The sequence below is a fragment of the Ruegeria marisflavi genome (assembly GCF_025673445.1).
Taxonomy (GTDB): Bacteria; Pseudomonadota; Alphaproteobacteria; order Rhodobacterales; family Rhodobacteraceae; genus Ruegeria_B; species Ruegeria_B marisflavi.
This window is the reverse complement of the sequence record NZ_JAOVQN010000029.1, coordinates 1-19702: the sequence shown is the minus strand read 5'-3', so window position 1 is coordinate 19702 and position 19702 is coordinate 1. Positions and strand designations below refer to the sequence as shown.

At 61.7% G+C, this 19702-nt stretch carries 13 protein-coding genes and 1 pseudogene; 6 read left to right on the top strand and 8 right to left on the bottom strand.

From position 1 onward, the window contains the following. Positions 1-10 precede the first annotated feature (10 nt). Together cphA and OEZ49_RS20470 are read left to right on the top strand one after the other, a co-directional pair. A complete protein-coding gene (cphA, locus tag OEZ49_RS20475) occupies positions 11-2812 on the top strand; it encodes a cyanophycin synthetase (protein WP_263390029.1) in 2802 nt (933 codons plus the stop codon). Between the two features lie 14 nt (positions 2813-2826). Beyond that, positions 2827-4566 carry a Mur ligase family protein gene (locus OEZ49_RS20470; RefSeq protein ID WP_263390028.1) on the top strand — a complete coding sequence of 580 codons (1740 nt, stop codon included), beginning with the start codon at positions 2827-2829 and terminating at the stop codon, positions 4564-4566. Positions 4567-4582: 16 nt separating this feature from the next. On the opposite strand, the gene OEZ49_RS20465 is transcribed toward OEZ49_RS20470, so the two are convergent. The 5 genes from OEZ49_RS20465 to OEZ49_RS20445 all read right to left on the bottom strand — a co-directional run bounded on the left by OEZ49_RS20465 (position 4583) and on the right by OEZ49_RS20445 (position 11238). Continuing rightward, a complete protein-coding gene (locus OEZ49_RS20465; protein WP_263390027.1) occupies positions 4583-5893 on the bottom strand; it encodes a sigma-54-dependent transcriptional regulator in 1311 nt (436 codons plus the stop codon). Further along, positions 5890-7656, bottom strand: coding sequence for a sensor histidine kinase (locus tag OEZ49_RS20460; protein ID WP_263390026.1), 1767 nt, complete (start codon positions 7654-7656; stop codon positions 5890-5892). Before OEZ49_RS20460 ends, OEZ49_RS20465 begins: the two co-directional genes overlap by 4 nt. Before the next feature lie 112 nt (positions 7657-7768). After that, the gene (locus tag OEZ49_RS20455; protein ID WP_263390025.1) at positions 7769-8131 is read right to left on the bottom strand and encodes a DUF1850 domain-containing protein; all 363 of its coding nucleotides are present in this window, start codon (positions 8129-8131) and stop codon (positions 7769-7771) included. After that, the gene (locus OEZ49_RS20450; RefSeq protein ID WP_263390024.1) at positions 8128-10221 is read right to left on the bottom strand and encodes a TRAP transporter permease; all 2094 of its coding nucleotides are present in this window, start codon (positions 10219-10221) and stop codon (positions 8128-8130) included. Before OEZ49_RS20450 ends, OEZ49_RS20455 begins: the two co-directional genes overlap by 4 nt. 66 nt (positions 10222-10287) lie before the next feature. Beyond that, on the bottom strand, positions 10288-11238 hold the full coding sequence (locus OEZ49_RS20445; RefSeq protein ID WP_263390023.1) for a TAXI family TRAP transporter solute-binding subunit: 951 nt from the start codon (positions 11236-11238) through the stop codon (positions 10288-10290). Between the two features lie 381 nt (positions 11239-11619). Here OEZ49_RS20445 and OEZ49_RS20440 point away from each other — a divergent pair, with 381 nt between their 5' ends. Further along, positions 11620-11997 carry a sugar phosphate isomerase/epimerase family protein gene (locus OEZ49_RS20440; protein ID WP_263390022.1) on the top strand — a complete coding sequence of 126 codons (378 nt, stop codon included), beginning with the start codon at positions 11620-11622 and terminating at the stop codon, positions 11995-11997. 75 nt (positions 11998-12072) lie between these two features. Here the strand turns inward: OEZ49_RS20440 and OEZ49_RS20435 are convergent, their stop codons facing one another. The 3 genes from OEZ49_RS20435 to OEZ49_RS20425 are packed head-to-tail and all read right to left on the bottom strand — an operon-like array spanning position 12073 to position 16956. Beyond that, positions 12073-15171: an efflux RND transporter permease subunit gene (locus OEZ49_RS20435; protein WP_263390021.1), complete on the bottom strand. Its 3099-nt coding sequence runs from the start codon at positions 15169-15171 to the stop codon at positions 12073-12075. Further along, positions 15168-16466, bottom strand: a complete 1299-nt coding sequence (locus OEZ49_RS20430; RefSeq protein ID WP_263390020.1) for an efflux RND transporter periplasmic adaptor subunit — start codon at positions 16464-16466, stop codon at positions 15168-15170. The genes OEZ49_RS20435 and OEZ49_RS20430 overlap by 4 nt, the downstream gene beginning before the upstream one ends. Positions 16467-16470: 4 nt before the next feature. Continuing rightward, positions 16471-16956: a cytochrome b gene (locus OEZ49_RS20425; RefSeq protein WP_263390019.1), complete on the bottom strand. Its 486-nt coding sequence runs from the start codon at positions 16954-16956 to the stop codon at positions 16471-16473. A 93-nt stretch (positions 16957-17049) separates the two neighbouring features. On the opposite strand from OEZ49_RS20425, the gene OEZ49_RS20420 reads away from it, so the two are divergent. The 3 genes and pseudogenes from OEZ49_RS20420 (at position 17050) to OEZ49_RS20410 (ending at position 19471) form a co-directional block, all read left to right on the top strand. Beyond that, on the top strand, positions 17050-17658 hold the full coding sequence (locus OEZ49_RS20420; protein ID WP_263390018.1) for a TetR/AcrR family transcriptional regulator: 609 nt from the start codon (positions 17050-17052) through the stop codon (positions 17656-17658). Between the two features lie 752 nt (positions 17659-18410). After that, a pseudogene (locus OEZ49_RS20415) lies at positions 18411-19100 on the top strand (multicopper oxidase domain-containing protein). A 56-nt stretch (positions 19101-19156) separates the two neighbouring features. Beyond that, the gene (locus OEZ49_RS20410; protein ID WP_263390017.1) at positions 19157-19471 is read left to right on the top strand and encodes a cupredoxin domain-containing protein; all 315 of its coding nucleotides are present in this window, start codon (positions 19157-19159) and stop codon (positions 19469-19471) included. Positions 19472-19702 lie beyond the last annotated feature (231 nt).

Genomic DNA, 19702 nt, shown 5'->3' with positions numbered 1-19702 from the left:
GGGGAGCCATATGAAAGTAGTCTCGACCAATGTCTTTGTCGGCCCGAACGTCTGGGCCAGTTTTCCGGTCATCCGACATGTCATCGACTTGGGACTGCTCGAAGAATGGCCCTCGGCCCGGATCGGGCCCGAGTTTATCGACGGGTTGATCGCGGCACTGCCGGGACTGGCCGAACACGGCTGCTCATACCGCGAACCCGGCGGCTTCATCCGCCGCCTGCGCGAGGACGAAGGCACCTGGCTGGGACACGTTCTGGAACATTGCGCCATCGAGGTGCAGAACGTCGCCGGTTCTGACGTAACCTTTGGGCGGACCCGGGGCACCGGAGAACCCGGCCAGTACAACATGGTCTACGAATACCGCCAGCGCGATGTCGGGCTAGAGGCCGGCAAGCTGGCGATCCGCCTGCTGATGCATCTGCTGCCGCAGGCGCTCAAGGACCAGATCGACTATGAGTTCGACCCCGAGTTCGACTGGAACGACGAATTGCGCAGCTTTGTCCTACGGGCGCAGCGCAAGGAATTCGGCCCATCGACCGGTTCGCTGGTCAAGGCCGCGCAAGCGCGCGACATCCCCTGGATCCGTCTGAACGAAGGCTCTCTGGTGCAGTTTGGCCATGGCAAGTTCCAAAAACGCATCCAGGCCACCATCACCTCGGAAACCAAACATATCGCTGTCGAGATCTCCTGCGACAAGGAAGACACCCACAACCTGCTGAACGACCTCGGCCTTCCGGTGCCGCAACAGCGCATGGTCTATTCCGAACGCGAGGCGGTGCGTGCGGCCGAACGCATCGGCTATCCGGTGGTGATCAAGCCGCTGAACGCCAATCACGGGCGCGGCGTGTCGATCAACCTCAATACACCCGCAGAAGTCGAAGCAGGCTTTGCCGAGGCAAAGGAACATTCCAAGAGTCGTGCCATTCTGGTCGAAAGCTTTATCACCGGGTTCGATCACCGCATGTTGGTGGTCAACAACAAGCTGGTCGCGGTGGCCAAACGTGTGCCGGGCCATGTGGTCGGCGACGGGACCCATACCATCGCCGAATTGGTCGATATCGTGAACCAGGATCCGCGCCGGGGCATTGGCCATGAAAAGGTTCTGACCAAGCTGGAACTCGACACCCAGGCCAATCGCCTGATGGCCGCCGCCGGTGTGACCGAAGAGACCGTATTGCCCGCAGGCGAGATATTCTATCTGCGCTCGACCGCGAACCTGTCCACCGGCGGCACCGCCATCGACCTGACCGATGTCGTGCATCCCGACAACCGCGACATGGCCGAACGCGCCATCATGGCGGTTGACCTGGATGTCGGCGGGGTCGATTTCCTGATCGACGACATCACCAAATCCTACAAGGATATCGGCGGCGCCATTGTCGAGGTCAACGCAGCGCCCGGTTTCCGCATGCATGTCGCCCCGTCCGAGGGCCAGCCCCGCGATGTGGCAGGCCGGGTGATCGACATGCTGTTCCCGGCCGGGGAACAGACCCGCATCCCTATCGCCGCGATCACAGGCACCAACGGCAAGACGACGACTTCGCGCATGCTGGCGCATATCATGAAAACCAGCGGCAAGATCGTCGGCATGACCTCGACCGATGGCGTCTATGTCGATGGCAAGCTCAGCGTCAAGGGCGACATGACCGGGCCGAAATCGGCGCAGATCGTGCTGCGTGACCCGGCGGTGGATTTTGCCGTGATGGAGACCGCGCGCGGTGGGTTGGTCCGCTCGGGGCTGGGATACCAGCGCTCGAACGTGGCCGCCTGTCTCAACGTTTCGGCCGATCACCTTGGCCTTGGCGGCATCGACACGGTCGAGGAACTGGCCGTCGTGAAGCGCGTGGTGATCGAAAGCGCAACCGACACCGCAGTGCTGAACGCCGACGACATCAATTGTCTGAAAATGGCCGATTACGCTGATGCGGACACGATCTTTTACGTCACCACCAGCCCAAACCACAGCCTGGTGAAGGAGCATATCAAGGCGGGCGGCAAGGCCATCGTGCTGGAAAAGGGCATGAATGGCGACATGCTGACGATCTACGACAACGGGCTGCATATCCCTGTTCTGTGGTCGCACCTGATCCCCGCCACGCTCGAGGGCAAGGCGCTGTTCAACGTGCAGAACGCCATGTTCGCGGCCGCCATGGCCTATAGCTTCGAGGTCGATCTGGACAATATCCGGCATGGTTTGCGTACCTTTGACACCAGCTATTTCCAGGCGCCGGGCCGGATGAACGTCTATGACGAGCATCCGTTCAAGGTCATCCTGGATTATGGGCACAACCCCGCAGCCCTTGGTGCCATGGCCGAGCTTGCGGACCGGATGGAGATCAAGGGCCGCAGGCTGTGCGTTGTGTCCATGCCGGGTGATCGTCGCGATCAGGACGTGGTCGATGCCGCCGCCGCGCTGGCAGGACATTTCGACCATTTCATCTGCAAGGCGGATGATCGGCGCCGTGGCCGTGGCCATGACGAGATCCCGCAGATGCTGCGCCAGGCACTGATGCAGAACGGGGTGGATGATACGGCTATCACCGTCATCCCCGACGAGGTCGAGGCCGTCAACGCCGGTCTTGGCATGGCCGCGCCCGGTGATCTGCTGGTCATATTTGGCGACGACACGACCCGCTGCTGGAAACAGATCATCTATTTCAACGCGCCGGGCGATCAGCCAAAACCGAAGGGGACCTCTGCCACCCGACAGCCTGTGGCCACATTCGAAGACATGTTCGACACCGACCAGACCCTGATCCGGGACGAACGCGGCGTGCGCCTCGCCCGCGACATCAGCGAAAACGCCGACTGATCGGAGGGGCCGGCATGGACCGGATCGAACAGCTTGAAACGGCGCTGACGATTGTCAGCGCGACTTCGGATCTGATCCGGGTCGAGGATGCCCGCCGCCTGACCGGCCCGGGATTGTTGTGGAACCGGCCCGGCGCGGTGATGGATGTGTTCTTTGACAGGCTGGAGCCCGAACGGATGACCAGCCTATGGATGCATCACGCGCGCCGGGTGCTCGACGCACTCGGCTGGCGGGAAGAGGCGGCGATCACGCGGGTCTTTACCGGTGGCGCCAACCTCGCCCTTTCGGCTCCGATGGACCAGCTCTATTCGGCGATCTTCGTGGCACAGACCGCCTGGCATTTCTGCGCCGCCGAGCTGCTGGGCGAGCAACCGGACGATTTCGACCGGATGATTTTCGACCTGCGCGGAGTCATGGAGACCGAGGCGAACCCGGTTCTGATCGCGCTGATCCGTGCGGCCGAAGAACATGGGATCGATATCCTGTGCGACGACGATGCCGTTTCCATCGGTCACGGCACCGGCAGCCGGACCTGGCCCGTCGACGCCCTGCCCGCCCCCGATCAGGTCGATTGGGCGGCGCTGCATGACATCCCCATGGCCTTTATCACCGGCACCAATGGCAAGACGACCACGACTCGCCTGCTCGAGGCGATTGCCCGCGCCTCGGGCAAGACAGCCGGTCTCACCTCGACCGAGTTTGTCCGGGTGGGCGACGAGATCCTCGACCGGGGCGACTACTCGGGCCCGGGTGGCGCCCGCATGCTGCTGCGCGATCCAAGGCTGGAGATTGCCTGCCTCGAAGTGGCGCGCGGAGGTATCCTGCGGCGCGGCCTGCCGACCCGTGCCGCCCACGCCGCCGTGGTCACCAATGTCGCCAACGACCATCTGGGGCAATACGGCGTGAACACGGTGCCGGAACTGGCGCAGGCGAAATTTGCTGTGCACCGGGCGCTGGCCCCGGGTAGAATTCTGGCCCTCAACGCCGACGACGCGTTCGTTCGGGCCGAGGCCGCGCGCACTCAGGCGAACATCTGTTGGTTCTCGCTCGACCCCGAGCGCGCTGAAATCCACGCCGCAAAAGTGGCCGGACAGCCCTGTGCCTATTTGCGCGGCGAAACGCTGGTGTTCTTCGACGGCACTGCGGAACAGGACATCCTGCCGGTGGCTGACGTCCCAATCACCATGAACGGGGCGGCCCGTTACAATGTGCTGAACGCGCTGGCGGCGCTTTGTCTTGCGCTGGCCATGGACATTCCCGTTGCCGCCATTCGGCAGGGTCTACGCAACTTCCGCCCCGATCCCACCGACAACCCCGGTCGGTGCAACGAGTTCGCCCATAACGGCGCGCGGGTGTTTGTGGATTTCGCCCATAATCCACATTCCATCGCCGCCGTTTGCGAGGCTTTGGCCAACCTGCCCGCCAAACGCCGCTTCATCATGCTGAGCCACGCAGGCGACCGGTCGGATCAGGACATCCGCGATGTGACCACCGCCGCGCTTGGTTTCCAGCCCGACGTCGTTGTCGCCGCCGAGCTGCCGGACTATCTGCGCGGTCGTCAACTGGGAGAGATACCGGCGCTGATCGAACAGGCAGCCACCGGTACGGGTTTGGCCAAGACCCAAATCCAGCGCGCGGATTCGCCGACCGAAGCCGCCCGGATGATCCTGGATCAGGTCGGACCGGGCGACCTCGCCCTGTTACTGGTCCTGTCGGAACGCGACCGGGTGTTTGCTCTATTGGAGGACCGCTAGGGCCCGGCCCTAGTGGTCACAGCTTGATCCCAAGCCGCTTGATCTTGTCGTTCAATGTCCGGCGCGGCAGGCCCAACAGGTCCGCCGCGCGATCCGTATGGCCCCGGCATTGTGCCAATGCCGCGTGAATCTCGCGCGCCTCAAAGGCGGCGACACGTTCGGGCAGGGTTTCGGCAACCTTCACCTCGGCATCGCCTTCTGCGGCGTCACCGACCCCCAGGCCCAGAACGAAACGTTCGGCCAGCGCCCGCAATTCGCGGGCGTTCCCGGGCCACGAGCGCCGCATGAGACGCGCCCGCAAACCGATGGTAATCTCCGGCAACGCCCGGCCATGGCGGCGCGCCGCCTCGGATGCGAAAGCGGCAAACAAGAGTGGAATGTCGCCGGGGACCTCCCGCAAAGGCAGAGTCTCGATCTCGGCACCGGCAAGCCGATAGTAAAGGTCGGCCCGGAACCCGCCTGCAAAGGTCATCGACTTGAGATTCACCTTGGACGTCGCGATCACCCGCAGATCTAGCGGGCGCAGCCGATTCTCGCCCAGGCGCTCGACAGCGTTCTCTTCGAGAACCCGAAGCATCTTGGCCTGCAAGGCCGGCGGCATCATGTCCACCTCATCCAGCAACAGCGTACCGCCGTTGGCCAGTTCCAACTTACCGGGCTTGTCCACCGCCGCGCCGGGAAACGCGCCGCCGACGCAACCGAACATCTCGATCTCGAACAGGCTTTCCGGCAGTGCGGCGCAATTCAGCGCCACAAATCCATGTTTACCGCGCGGCCCGCCTGCATGCAGGCTGCGGGCAATCAATTCCTTTCCGGTACCCGTCTCTCCGGTGACCACAACGTTTACGTCCAGCGGGCCAAGCGCCGAGACCTTGGCACGAAGATTGGCGATGGCGGGGCTGTCTCCGACAATCTCTTCGTTCGCGATGCGCGACTTCACACGGCGCAGTTCTGCGCGCGTTGCCCGAGCGGCAATCACACGCCCAATCACCAGCAGAAAATGATCGGCGTTGTATGGTTTTTCAAGGAAATCCTCGGCCCCCAGGCGGATCGCGCGCACAGCCTGCGGCACGTCGCCGTGCCCGGTGATGACAATCACCGGATGGTCACCCCCGCTCTCCTTGAGCGCAGAAACCAGGTCGAGCCCATCCATGCCGGGCATCCTGAGGTCGGTTATCACAATCGCCGGATCAGCCTCGTCAAGCGCCGCAATCGCACCTGACGCACCAGCAAAGGACATCACCCTGTACCCCGCCGCCTCGATCAGATCGGCGGCGGCGAGACGGTGATCCTCGTCATCGTCGACAACAAACGCAAGTTCCGTCATTCGGCCGCCTCCCCCAAGGCGGCGGCGGCGGGCAACAGGACCGTAATCCTGGTGCCCTCGCCGGGTTGTGAGACGATTTCAAGCCGCCCGCCGAATTCTGTTACAATGGCCTGACTGATCGACAGGCCCAAACCCAGGCCCTCACCCCCGATCTTGGTCGAATAAAACGGTTCGGTCACCCGGCCAAGATCATCGGGCGCGATCCCCGGCCCGTTGTCCGACACGGCGAGCCAGACCTGAACACCGTCATTCCCGGTTTCGACACTGACACACGCCCCTTGGCGGCCTTCGACGGCATCCAGCGCGTTAAGCAGGAGGTTCAGGCAAACCTGTTCCAGGCGAACCGGACCGGCCATTGCCAGAACGGCATCAGACGACGGCACAAACACAGGATTTATCGCCGTCGCTTTCGACCTCGGCTCGACCAGGTCCAGCGCGTTTTCGGCAACCTTGTTCAGGTCGGTCAACGAGCGCAGATTCTGCTCCTTCTTGCTGAAACTCTTGAGATGTTTGGTGGTGCGCTGCATCCGCTGGATCAGGTTTCGCGCCCTGCCTATACGGGCATTTGTCTTGTCCGCATCGCCAGACATTTCCGTAGCCGCAAGCGTCGCTTCCAATGCCGCCAGCGGCTGGCTCATCTCATGCACAATGGCTGCCGACATCCGCCCCAGAGCGGCCATCTTCTCGGTATGGACAAGGGATTCCTGTGCGGCGCGCAGATCGTCCTCGGTCTTGCGACGGGCCACGACCTCTTGCGCCAGTTCCTGCGTCCGCTCGGCTACCCTCGCCTCTAACAGCACACCCTGGCGCAGGCGCAACTGAACCAGCTGGCGCCGCTGGTGGACGATCATGGCAAGCCCTGTTGCAGCAGTCGCAACCAATGCCGCACCAAACGCCCAGAGCAGCGCCGATACAATGACTGGCTCCAAAGGCTTCGCCGAGATCAGCTGCCAGCCATCCGCCTCGATCGTGGTTGACGTGCCACGCAGGGCCACGCCACCTGCCCCGGGCAACAGCATGATACCCGCCGATGGCGGATCTGACAGCAGTCTTGCCGCACCTGTGATATCAACACCATCATAAGTGCGCAGCCGCCTCAGCCGGTCCAACGCATCGTCGGACAATGCAGACAACGGTCGGTAAAGCCAGTCCGGCACCCCGGAGAGAAAAACCATCCCGTCGCGGTCCGCGATGGCGGTTGCGACACCCGCGCTCTGCCAAGTCGCTTCCATCGGCTTGAGGTCGATCTTGACCACCATAACCCCAAGGTTCTCTCCGCTCCCGACCCGGGTCGCCAGGAAGTATCCCGGCTTTCCGGTTGTCACACCGATGGCATAGAACCGGCCCCGGTCACTGGCCATCGCGTCGGAAAAATATGGACGAAAAGCGTAGTTGTTGCCCACGAAACTCTTGTTGGTTGCCCAGTTCGAGGCGGCGATCGCAGTACCGGCCGCATCCAGCAGGTAGAGATCGGTGGCGCCTGCACGCTGGCTGATCGTCTCAAGATAACGGTTCGCCGCTTGAATCGCTGTCTCGGAACCCGGCATCCGCAGAGCACGGCCGATCCGGACATCCTCGCCCGCAACATCCGGCAGTGCCCTGAACCGTTCGATTTCCGTCTCGATGGCCCGCCGGGTCAGAATCAAAGATTGTCCAAGCTCGGCATCCATCGCGGCGAGCCCGGCCCGGTACGCGACTGTAAACGCACTGACAGCCGCCAGAACGGCGATGGCTCCGATCAGGGCGAAGACGCGACGTGTCATCCTCCGCCTATCCCTTGCCGCCAATTGCATGCCCGACCCTTTCGCCCGCAAGGCCACCTTGTCCGCGCAGCGTAGCGGATTGCGCGGACAAGGTCACGGTCCGGCGTCACTGTCACCCACACGGAGAGATCTCGATCGCAACGCCCGGTGACTGGCCGATCTCGTGACAATCGGAACCGTCACAGATTGTCCATCCACCCCCGGTCGCTCCGGACGCCGCAAGGTTCAGCCGAGGCACCGGCGGCAATATCGGGGCCCAGATCCACCAGCCGCTTTCCAGCACGGCATCAGGGCCGGGGTCCATCCCAGCCCCCGATCCCTTGACCGCGGCCTCGGTCAATCTGAGCCTGCCTCCCTCGATCACCCAATGCTCGCGCCACACGGTCTTTTCCACCGAATGATTCCAGCTCAGGTCAAAGCCTTGCGATGCAAGAGCCAGCACAGTCGTGCCGACCAGGAGGCAGGCGGTGCTCATGCCGTGCTTGCGACGCGGGCACGCCACACCAGGCCCGCAAAGAGTGCGGCCATGGCAAAACCCGCTTCGTCCGTGAGTGGTAGCGCAGCAATGAGCGTAACGGCGGCGGCGGCGGCAAGAAGGCGCAGCAACCAGGACAGTGGACGGCCCAGCCAACCGATAACGGCCGCCCCCCACAGCCCGATGGCAAGGGTGGTCTTGGCGACGATATAGGCCACCGCGGGCCAGAAACCCAACGCCTCGGCCAGCGGGCCGCCGTCCTGCAACATCAAGGTCGGGGTATAGACGGCCATGAAGGGGATGACAAAACCGGCAGCAGCCACCTTGATCGCCTCCAGCGCGATCTTCAGGCCGTTTTCCTTGGCAATCGGTGCCGCCGCAAAACAGGCCAGGGCCACGGGCGGCGTCAGATCAGCAAGGATGCCGAAATAGAACACGAACATGTGGCTGACGATCAGCGGAACCCCAAGGGCCAGCAGCGCGGGCCCCGCAATCGACGAGGTGATGATATAGTTGGGGATCGTCGGAATGCCCATGCCCAGCACGATGCAGGTGATCATAGTCAGGATCAGCGACAGGATCAGGCTTTTGTCGCCCACATGCACGATGAACTGGCCAAAGGTATTGGCCGCCCCGGTCAGGGTCATCGTACCGATAATGATACCCACCAGGGCACAGGCGATACCCACCGGCAGCGCTGTCTTGGCACCCTCGGCCAGACTGTCACGGCACAGCGCCAGCGTCTCGCGCCCGCCCTTTGACACCGCGTTCCATCCGATCAGCGCGGCGATGGCGACGGCCACCGGCAGGATACCGAACTCAAAGAACGCGGCGGCAATGGCGCCCAGGCCGATCCAGAACAGGATGCGGATCACACCTCCCGGCAGCCCCAGTGCAATCGACCCGCCAAGGATCAGCATCACCGTCATAGCAAGCCCGATGGTCCCCGCGAACAGAGGCGTAAAGCCAGAGAACAGCAGGTAGACCAGCACAGCCAAGGGCAGGATCAGGTACCAGTTCTCTTTCAGCGCCTTCAGCGGCGAGGGCAATTCGGACTTGGCCATGCCCTTCAGCCCGTGCCGCCCTGCCTCCAGATGCACCATCCAGAAGGCCGAGGCGAAATAGAGGATCGCCGGAATCAACGCCGCCTTGACCACCTCGACGTATTCGACACCCAGCGTCTCGGCCATGATAAAGGCAACCGCGCCCATCACTGGCGGCATCAACTGGCCGCCCATCGACGCGGTGGATTCGACACCACCCGCAAAGGCCGAGCGATAGCCAAAGCTTTTCATCAACGGAATAGTGAACTGGCCGGTGGTGACCACATTGGCCACCCCCGAGCCCGAGATCGTGCCCATCAGTCCAGAAGAGACCACCGCCACCTTGGCCGCCCCGCCCTGTTTGTGCCCCACCAGACCCAGCGAGACATCGGTAAACAGCTTGATCATGCCCGCGCGTTCCAGGAAGGAACCGAACAGGATGAACAGAAAGATGTAAGACGAGGACACATAGGTCGGGATGCCGTAGATCCCTTCGGTGCCATAAGCCATGTGGTCGATCACCTGGGCAAAATCATAGCCCCGGTGATTAAGTGGCGAAGGCAAAAATTCGCCCCAGAAACAATAGGCCAGAAATCCCCCAGCGATGATCGGCAGCGCCGATCCCATCAGCAGCCAGGCCGCAGCGAACACCGTAATCAGCGCCGCGACACCCAACACGATATCACGCGGCAGCGGATCGCCCGCCCGCAGGATCAATGGCGTGTACTCCCACCATTGGTACAGCGCCACCACGACACCAGTCAGCGCCAATGCCCAGGCGACAGCCCGAAACGACAGTGTCTTTTTCTTCAACGCCGCTAGCAATGGGAATCCCAGAAGCGTCAGGAACCCTACATGGAATGCCCGGACGATCTGGCTTGAAAAATCCAACAGGTGCGCCGCAGTCGCAATCTGAAAGACCGAAAAGACGACCGCGATCCAGAACAGCGCCCGCCCCTCGGCCGTCGCGGGAAAGCTTTCGGCCAGTGGATCATGCAGCCCCAAGTCGGGTGCATCCTTGGGCATGTCGTGATGTGGCTGTGTCATAGTGGTTTTCCCCTCCCCGGAAAGCCAAAAGACCCGGATGGCACAAGGCCACCCGGGACAGAGGTCTTACATAAGGCCCGCTTCCTTGTAGAAACGCTCGGCCCCCGGATGCAGCGGGATCGGCATGCCGGTCAGCGCATTTTCCAGCTTGATCTGCGCTGCGGCCTTGTGCGCCGCTTCCAGCTCGCCCAGGTTCTCGAACAGCAGCTTGGTCATCTGATAGGCGGTCTCCTCGGACACGTCCTCATGCGTGACGAGGAAGTTCACCACCGCGACAGTCGGCACATCCGCATCCTGCCCCTGATAAGTGCCTGCCGGAATGGTCGCGGCAATATAGGGCGCGCCAAGCGCGCTGATCACCGCCTCCGGCACCGACACCAACTGAATGTCGATCGAGGCCGACAGATCCTTGATCGAGGCCACACCCAGACCTGCGGATTGCAGCGTGGCGTCCAGCTGCCGGTTCTTGATCAGCTCGACGGACTCCGCAAACGGCAGATATTCGGTCTTGCCCAGATCGTCATAGGACATTCCCGCCGCCTCAAAAATCTTGCGCGCGTTCAACTCGGTCCCTGACTTAGCTGCGCCAACCGATAGACTCTTGCCCTTCAACCCGTCCAGAGACGAGATACCGCTTTCCTTTGAGGCCACGATCTGGATGTAGTTCGGATAGACCGCCGCGATCCCGCGCAGCTTCGACAAGGGCTGTTTGAACCCGGCGTCGGCGTCCCCTTCCCAGGCCAGCTTGACCGAGTCGCCAAGCGCCAGTGCCAGCTCGCCCTTGCCCTGTTGTAGCAGGTTCAGGTTCTCGACTGAGGCCTTGGTCGATTGGACCTGGGTCCGGGCTCCGGGGATGTTGTCGGCATAGATCTTGGACAGGCCGACGCCCAGCGGATAGTAGACCCCAGAGGTTCCGCCCGTAAGGATGTTGATGAACTCTTCGGCTCGGGTCGCCGCAGGTGTCACCAGCGTCGCTGCGGTGACCAGTGCGGCTAGTTTCACACCAAGTGTCTTCATTTTTTCCTCCCAAAAAAGTCTGCGCTTCATGGCTGATATCGCAGCGTCATCTCTTAGGGTTTCCACTGCGGAACCGTCAGCGATTTCGTCTTTTGGCCGTAAACTCCCGGGCAAAGATCTGCCCTGACCGAGGCAGATTTCTGCTCCACGCTCGGCAACCCAGCCTGGCGGGCGCTTTCATTTTCTCGGTAGCATCCCTGTTTTTTACAAGCTGTCGAAAGCTACTCGCTGACCTCCGCAAGGCTTTCCAGCCCTGCGATATGTGAGGTCTCCGGGCTGCAAAGCCTTGCTCCCGACAGCGCCCCGGTGGGACATTTCTACTTTGCAGAACCGGTGTCACTTCAAAGTGGTTGCAACACATCATCCAAAAGGCTGCGGAGTTTGCGACAAAGCGGTCTGTTTACCGCGCGAGACGCGCTGGAAATATGCGCTGATATTGATGCGCCAAACGTCGGAATAGCGGTCGACGTCTATCATGTCTGGTGGGACCGGACCTTGCCCGAAACGTTGCAGGATGCGCAGGGCCGGGTATTTGGCTATCACCTTTGTGATTGGCTGGAGGACACTTCTCATATGCTCCTCGACCGTGGAATGACGGGCGATGGAGTGGCCGACCTAAAGGCAATCCGCCGGGGTGTAAAGGATGCCGGGTATGACGGCCTGTGCGAGGTCGAAATCTTCTCCGCCGCGATCTGGTGGAAGCGACCCCCCGAAGAGGTTCTTGACGTCGCCGTCGAACGGTTTCGGACCGTTTGCTGAACAAAAGCCTTTCAGTTTGCACCGGTATCGCCAAGTCTGATCAGACGACCGTCCTTCACCCATCTACCTCTTTTTTTACGCACCAGGATTGGGATGGTCGGTGGGTCCATTCCTGCGGAAATCTTCAAGAGCGGCGTAAAACGCCGGCAAGATGATGATAATCAGGATGGTCGCCGCCAACAGGCCAAAGACCAGGGAAATCACCAGCGGTTTGAGGGTCTGCGCCTGCGTCGAGGTTTCAAGCAACAATGGCGCCATGCCTATTATCGTTGTGGACACAGAAACGAAGATCGGGCGAAAGCGGCTGCGCACGGCGTCTCCGGCCGCAATCACCGCTGATTTTCCCTCGGCTTGACGTGTCTTGATGACACCGACCAGAAGGATTGCATTATTGACGACGATCCCTGCCAGCGATGCCGCGCCGACAAGAGAGGGCATCGAGATGTTGTAACCCATCAGAACATGGCCCCAGATCACGCCCAGAAATGCCAGCGGGATCGTCAGCATGACGATCACCGGCTCGACATAGCTGCGGAACTGAAAGCTCAGCACCACGTAGACGCCGACAAGGCCGATGAGGAAACCGCGCAGGATCGAGGCAACAGTCTCGGCCGAATTCGCCGCCTGTCCGCCGATGTCAAAGCCAAGTCCGGGCATCGTTTGTGCAAGCTCAGGAAGGAAGCTGCGCGAAAGTTGGGCAGTGATCGCATCCGCGTTGCCAATCCGCCCGTCAACATCCGCAGACACCGTCAGGGTTCTGATACCATTGCGCCGCGTCAGGCTGCCCCAGCCGCGCGACTCTGTTATCAACGCGACGGTCGACAACGGAGCGGTTCCGCCGCCGGGAAGCGCGATGTCGAACGATGCCAGATCACCGCGTGTTGCACGATCGGACCCCGCCAGCAGGACCTCGACCTCCCAGGCGTCGTCGCCCCGCCTAAGCTCGGAGAGTTGGGTGCCGATGAAGGCGGCGCGCAACTGTCCCGCGACATCGGCGGCCGTAAGACCCAGAGACTCGGCGCCCGGTGCCAGCGCAAGGCGCAGCTCGGGCGCACCCGGCCGGAGGTCAACGATGGCGTTGCGCACGCCGGCATAAGTTTCAAGTTCGGCAAGTGTTGCGCGTCCGGCTGCCTCAATAACGTCCAGTTCGGTATGGGTCAGCCGCAATTCGACAGCGATCCCCTGTGGCCCGATGCCCGGCTCGGTCAAAACCAGCGACGTGACACCGGCCAATGGCCCGATTTCCTCGCGCCAGAGTGTGACTATCTCGTCCAACGTGCTGGTCCGGGTTTCCGCGCCCAGCAGGTCCACGGCAACGGTCGCGACATGCGCGCCCGTTTCACCTGCCGACAGGTTACGGCCCATCCGGGTGATACGGCGCGTGACCAGGGACTGGTCGCCGGGCTGGGCGGGCGTCAGCCGGGAATTCACCCGGTCGATTGCGGCTTCGACCTGTTCGACGGCCTCGGTCGTTCGGGCCAGCGGCGTTCCGCCGGGCAGGATCAGGCGTGCCTCCAGCACATCGCCGTCGATCTCCGGCAGGGCCTCGCGCTTGATGATCCCGCCACCAACGGCGCCGACGGTCAGCACCAGGGCGCCTATCGACAGTCCCACCACAAACCAGCGTGCCTTTATCGCCAGGTCCGCCAGACGGCCGACGCCGCCGTCGCGCAAGGCTTCGAAACCACGATCAAACCGGAGGCGGAAGTTCGACGGAGCCTGTCCTCTCAGACTGCCTTTCAGGTGGTGCGGCAGGATCAGGAAAGCCTCGACCAGCGACGCGGCCAGCGCCGCCAGCAGGACGACAGGCAGTACTTCCAGAACGGCGCCCAGCTCGCCAGCCAGAAACGCCAGCGGCAGAAAAACGCAGAGCGTTGTCAGGAACGAGGACACGACGCCGGGCGCGACACGGGCAACCCCTGCGACCACGTTTTCAAGCGTCGCACCGTTGGCCGTTTCAACGGCAATCGCCTCGGCAATGACGATGGAATCGTCCATAACGATCCCGATCGCCATCAACAGCGCGACAAGCGTGATCATGTTTAGGCTCAGACCGGACAGGCCCATCCACAGAAACGCGCCCGCAAAAGCAACCGGCAGCCCCATTGCCGCCCAGATGGCAAAGCCCGGCCGGAAGAAGAGGCTCATGACCGCCACGACCAGAACCAGCCCCATCACCCCGTTCTGAACCAGCATCGCCAAACGATCGCGGATGATAGACGTGACATCCTGAACGACTTCGACTTTCAGACTATTGGGAAGACGTGCCATTTCTTCGGTCGCCAGTTCCGTGATCGCGTCAAGAATCCTGAGCGCATCGGCGTCCAGCGATTTGGTAACGTCGATCAGGATCGCTGGGGTTCCATTCAGATAGATACGGTCGGAGGTGGGTTCGAATGTTTCCTCGATCTCCGCGACATCCTCGAGTGTCAGCGTCGCACCGTTTTCCAGCGCGAGGACAGGGATGCGGGCCAGCTCTGGCAGTTTCTCACGCTCGGCCGTGAATCTCACGGTCAGGTCGATGCCCGGCCCTTCGAGTATTCCGACCGGCAAATCGACGTTCTGGGCCCCCAACGCGCTGGCCAGACTGGCTGGCGTCAGACCATGTGCCTCCAGAACATCGGCCTGCGCGCTGACGCGAATTGTTCGGGTTCCCAGCCCGGCCCGGGTCACGCGGGCAACACCGGCCAAAGCTGTCAGGCGATCTGAAAGCGTTTCGGCGTAGAGATCGAGCTCGGTCAACGGCAAGTCGCCCGATACGGCGATCGACGTCACGGGATCCGAGCGATGCAACTCGCGCACGATAGCCAGATCGGCACGGTCGGGAAAACTGTCGATTGCCGCAACTTCGGTGCGCAGCATGTTCACGAAACGGATCGGGTCGTTGCCGGGCGCCATCGTGGCAACGGCGCGCGCGCGGCCGGTTTGTGCGGTGCAGGTGAAGGTTTCAAGCCCCTCGACCCCCTGCACCCCATCCCAGAGCGGCGCGCAGATGCCGCTCTCGACATCTTCGGCCGCGGCGCCCCGGTAGGGAACGGTCACTTCTGCTTCGACCGCGCGAAAATCGGGGAAGGTCTCGCGCAGCAGGCCCGGCACGGCAAAACTGCCGGCCGCCAGGAACAGCAAGAGGAGCAGGTTGGCCGCTGTCGGATGCCCCGCGAACCAGCGGATCATCGCGTCACCTCGACAGGTGCCAGCGCAAGACCGGGGATCGCCGGCGCGATGGTATCGATCACGACCCGGTCGCCAGCGATCAACCCATCAAAGATGACGACGCGCCCATCCTGTGCGAACCCCGGTGTGACCTGTCTCAGTTCCAACCGGTTCTCGGCATCGGCAACCAGCACGATCCCGCCGTGCAGCGCCGCTTCTGGCACGGTGATGACATCTGACAAGGACGCGCCGGTCAACACGAGCCGGACCTGCATGTTTGGCACAAGCGGGAGCCGGTATGGCGGATCCGCGCCCTGGTAAGGATCGGTGATCGTAACAACCACCGCGACGGTTCGGGCGCGGGGATCGAGCGCGCCTTCGATCCGCGACACCTGCCCTGACCAGGTTTGGCCGGGATCGGCGATTGGGCTGACGATCACGCCAATCGCATCCGCCAGCCCCGTTCGCAACGTGTCCTGCATCGAGTGGCCTTCGGGCAAACGGGGGATCAGACGGCGAAACTCGTCAATGGGAAGATGCGCGACAACTTCGACCGCATTCAGACCATCCCCGCGAATGACAACTTGGCCGGGGGTCACGGGCTGAAACAGCTCTACCGGTATTTGGGTCACGCGAAGATTGAAAGGTGTGATCAGTTTCGTCCGCTCGAGCGACCGGCGCGCCCGGTCGATTGCGGCTTGCGTCCGGGCGATCTGTGCATCCAGCCTCAGTTCCCGCGACGGGACAAGCGCCAGGGAATTTTCGAGCTCGGACACGGTCCGCCTGGCAAGCAGGGTGGCGCGTTCGCTCTCGTCGGCACGTGTCTGCGGCACGGATCCTTGCAACACGAGTTTTTCGGTGCGCCGGAGATCTGCCTCGGACAGAGCAAGCCGTTTCTGTTCCAGTTCGAGGATACGTCCGGTATTGGCGGCCTCGATCCCGATTTGTCTGCCCTCGGCCTGCAAGGCCGCAAGGTCGGCTTCGGCCTGCCTGAGTGACAGTTCGTAATCCGAGGGGTCAATTCGGAGAACCTCGGTTTCCGCAGAGATTATGCGCCCTTGTTCCAGGTCAGGGTGGCGCCAGATGACCTCTCCCTGAACCTCGGCAACCGCGACCCAGGTGTCGGCCGCGCGCAGGTTTCCCCAGACCGACGCGGCAGGCCGGATAGCCTGCGGCGTGACCGTTTCGATGCGAACCGAAAGCGCGGGCGCGGCACCGTCCGTTTTTGCGGGCCCGGGTGCGCCGGCGATCAACCAGGCCGCCGCGGCAATCCCGAGGGCGATGGGCGGCAGGGCGAGCAAGGGGCCGACGCGCATGGTTTCACTCCTGTGGTTGACGCATGCGGCTCAGGATCCCGTCCCGCAGCACGAACTGATGATAGAGCGCTCCGGCAACGTGCAGGGCAACAAGCCCCAGCAGCAGCACTTTCATGACATTATGGCCCGACGCCGCAGCCTCGACTCCCCCGAACCAGGCGACTGCCCCGCTGATGGGCATCAACAGCATCAGGCCGTAGAGGCCAATGTGGGTCACCCTGGCGATCAATTGCTGCTGGACTGATCCGACCGGTACCGGGGCCGTACGCCGGGAGCGAAGGGCAAGCCGCCAAACCGTAAGAGCAAGCACCAGCAACCCACCCGCCACATGACCAAGGACCAAGGGATTGAACGCGATCTCCCCACCTTCGGAGATTTTCTCCCATGCGGCGGAAATGGAGTTCTTGAACAGGTATTGCAGCGCGATCAGGGCAAAGGCCGCCCAATGCAGGACAATCTGAATTTGGGAGTATCCGGCGCGCGGTTGCATGGAAGTCCTCCTTGCGGGCTCTGCGACTCACAGTCGGTGTTGCAATATGGTTCAATTTATGTGAGTTATAACTCACTAACAATAGGTGACCCAATGCCGCGCCTGAGTGCCGAAGACCGAAAGGCTCAGATCATTGCTCAGGTACTTCACCTGGCGTCGGAAATCGGACCGGATCGCTTGAGCACGACCGATGTGGCGCGCGCTGTCGGCATCAGCCAGCCCGCCGTGTTTCGCCACTTTCCCACCAAGGGAGACTTGTGGTTGGCCGTGGCAGAGAATGTAGCGGCCTCGCTAAGAGAGCGCTGGAAAGACGCCACCGTACAGGAATTGGAACCACAGTCCCGACTCAAGGGGCTGATCGGCGCCCAACTGTCGGCAATTGCCGAAAGACCCGCGTTGCCATCTCTGCTTTTCTCGCGGGAACTCACGGTGGACAACCCACCGCTGCGTAAGGTGTTTGATCATCTGCTCGCATCGTTTCAATCCCAGCTTGCCGATTCTGTCACCGGCATGCAAACTCAGGGAATTCTACGCCCGGACATGGCGGCGCAGGACGCGGCTGTCCTGCTCATTTCGGCCATGCAGGGCGTTGCGATCCGTTGGACCCTGGGTAATCGCTGCTTCGACCTTGTGGAGGAAGGGAGGCGGCTGATCGAGGTACAATTGACGATCATGAGTGTTCAGAGAGAACCTCTGTCGTAGCTCCACCGGCACGGTGCCCCCTTCCCGTGATTCAACACCACGACCGGCGTCTTCCGTGTCGCGATTAGCCTTGAGGGTGATGCAGCTCAATGGTGCCAGTTTCCGGACTGTAACGCAGCCTTTCCCGTGAACCATCGTTTGCGGTTCTCCGATGCCGCGGCTGCATCGAGAATGTACAAAACGTATCCTTGTGCCACGATCTGGCGTTAAGCAGCTAGAAAGAACGAAAGTCGAAGGAACTTGGTCTAAGCGCATTTAAGCTGAAAAGATGTGGATATCGCTGGCACTGATGCTTGCGCTGTCAGCACTTTTCCTATCGCCAACTGCAAATGGATAAGGTCAGCCTGCGGGAGTGTTTTCAGCCCAGCACGAAACAATATTTGGCCACGTGCATTCCCGCTCAAACCCCAACCTCTGTCACAACGTCACAACCTATGAACTCCGATCATTTCACAACTTTGGAAAAAATTTCTTTCGGAAACAACAGCAAGTTGGCTGTTATTATGAATCTGTCTTGTCTGGCGTCTGTGACGCCCGAGGCGCATCTGCCGCCACTAAAAGCGTGACCCGATTTTCCTAAGCTTATTGCGCGCCGGTCCCTTAGCGTGACGGCCGCAGCGGTAAATCGGCCTTTGGACCGCCGAACAAAACATAGATGCATCCTCGGCACAGCCGGGCGCGCATGGCTGTTGCACCGGCGATATCCCGCTGTGGCCTCCTGATCAGCTACTCAATTGAACAAAGGACCAACGATGCCACCCATCGCATCCGTGCTTGCGGCTGTTGCCAGCGTTGCCCTTGTCCTGCCCGCAGCTGCCGCAGCCCAGGCCGGGACCTATGTATCACCGTCGACAAGTTTCGCATCGACGCGATGCAAGGTCCGCAAGTCCGGTATCGGCTGCAACAACAACCAGGCTGCGACGGTTTTGCGCTTCAAGGAGGGTCAAAGGGTCACGTTGAACGTGACCAACAGCTTCCAAGAGGATACCTTGATCTACTGATACGGGCTGATCCTGCCCTTTGGCCAAGAAGAGGTGCCCAAGATCAGCATTGACGGCATCAAGCCGGGCGAGACCCTCACCTATGACTTTTCGATCGTGCGGGCTAGCCCCTATTGGTTTCACAGCCATTCAGGTTTTCAGGAATCGGACGCGGCCTATGGCACCATCGTGATCGAGCCCAAAGGTGGAGAGCGCATCCGCACCGACCGCGATTGTGTGGTGCAACTGACCGACATCCACCCGCAACGCGGCAAACGGATCATGCGCAACCTGAAAGTGTCGGCGGATTGCCACAACAGCTCGCAGCGCATCTTGCAGGATCTGATCAGGGATTCGGGCGGTATCGGTCGCAAGGAGGTGCTAGAAGACCGCAAGATGTGGAGCCGGATGCGGATGATGCCCACGGACGTCGAGGACGTCCAGAGGGGTTCACTCCTATGATCACCCGCGAAAGCACCCAGTAGAACTGGACCGGACTGTTCAAGCCCAATGAAAAGGTGCGGCTGCGGCTGATCAACTCCTCGGTCATGGCCTACTTCGACCCGCGCATCCCGGGCCTCAAGATGACCTTGGTTCAGGTGGACGGCAATGACGTCAAGCCGGTCACGGTGTACGTTCTGCAGATCTCGGTGACCGAGACGTATGACGTGATCGGGCAGACCAGGGAAAACCTCGTCTACAGCATCGTGGCGGAATCGGTGGCCGCACGGCCCTGGTGCGCGGCACTCTGGCCCTGCGCGAAGGCATGGCAGGGCCAGAACCGGTGCTGCGGGAAAAACCGCGCCTTATCATGGCAGACATGCGCGGGATGATGGGCGACGTGAGCATTGAAGGTCATGTCATGCAGAGCCCCGCCAAACCGCTCGACGACATGAACGGCATGGATCTTAGCCGGATGAGTTATGCCGCACCCACCCCAAGGCCGATGCCGTTCCGATGGACCGCTCCACCATGTCCGTCGCGGATGGGGTGGATGACGTCTGCACCTAACTGTCGCGCAATGCGGCAGACTACAGATGTTGTCATCTGCTAGGAAAGGAGCC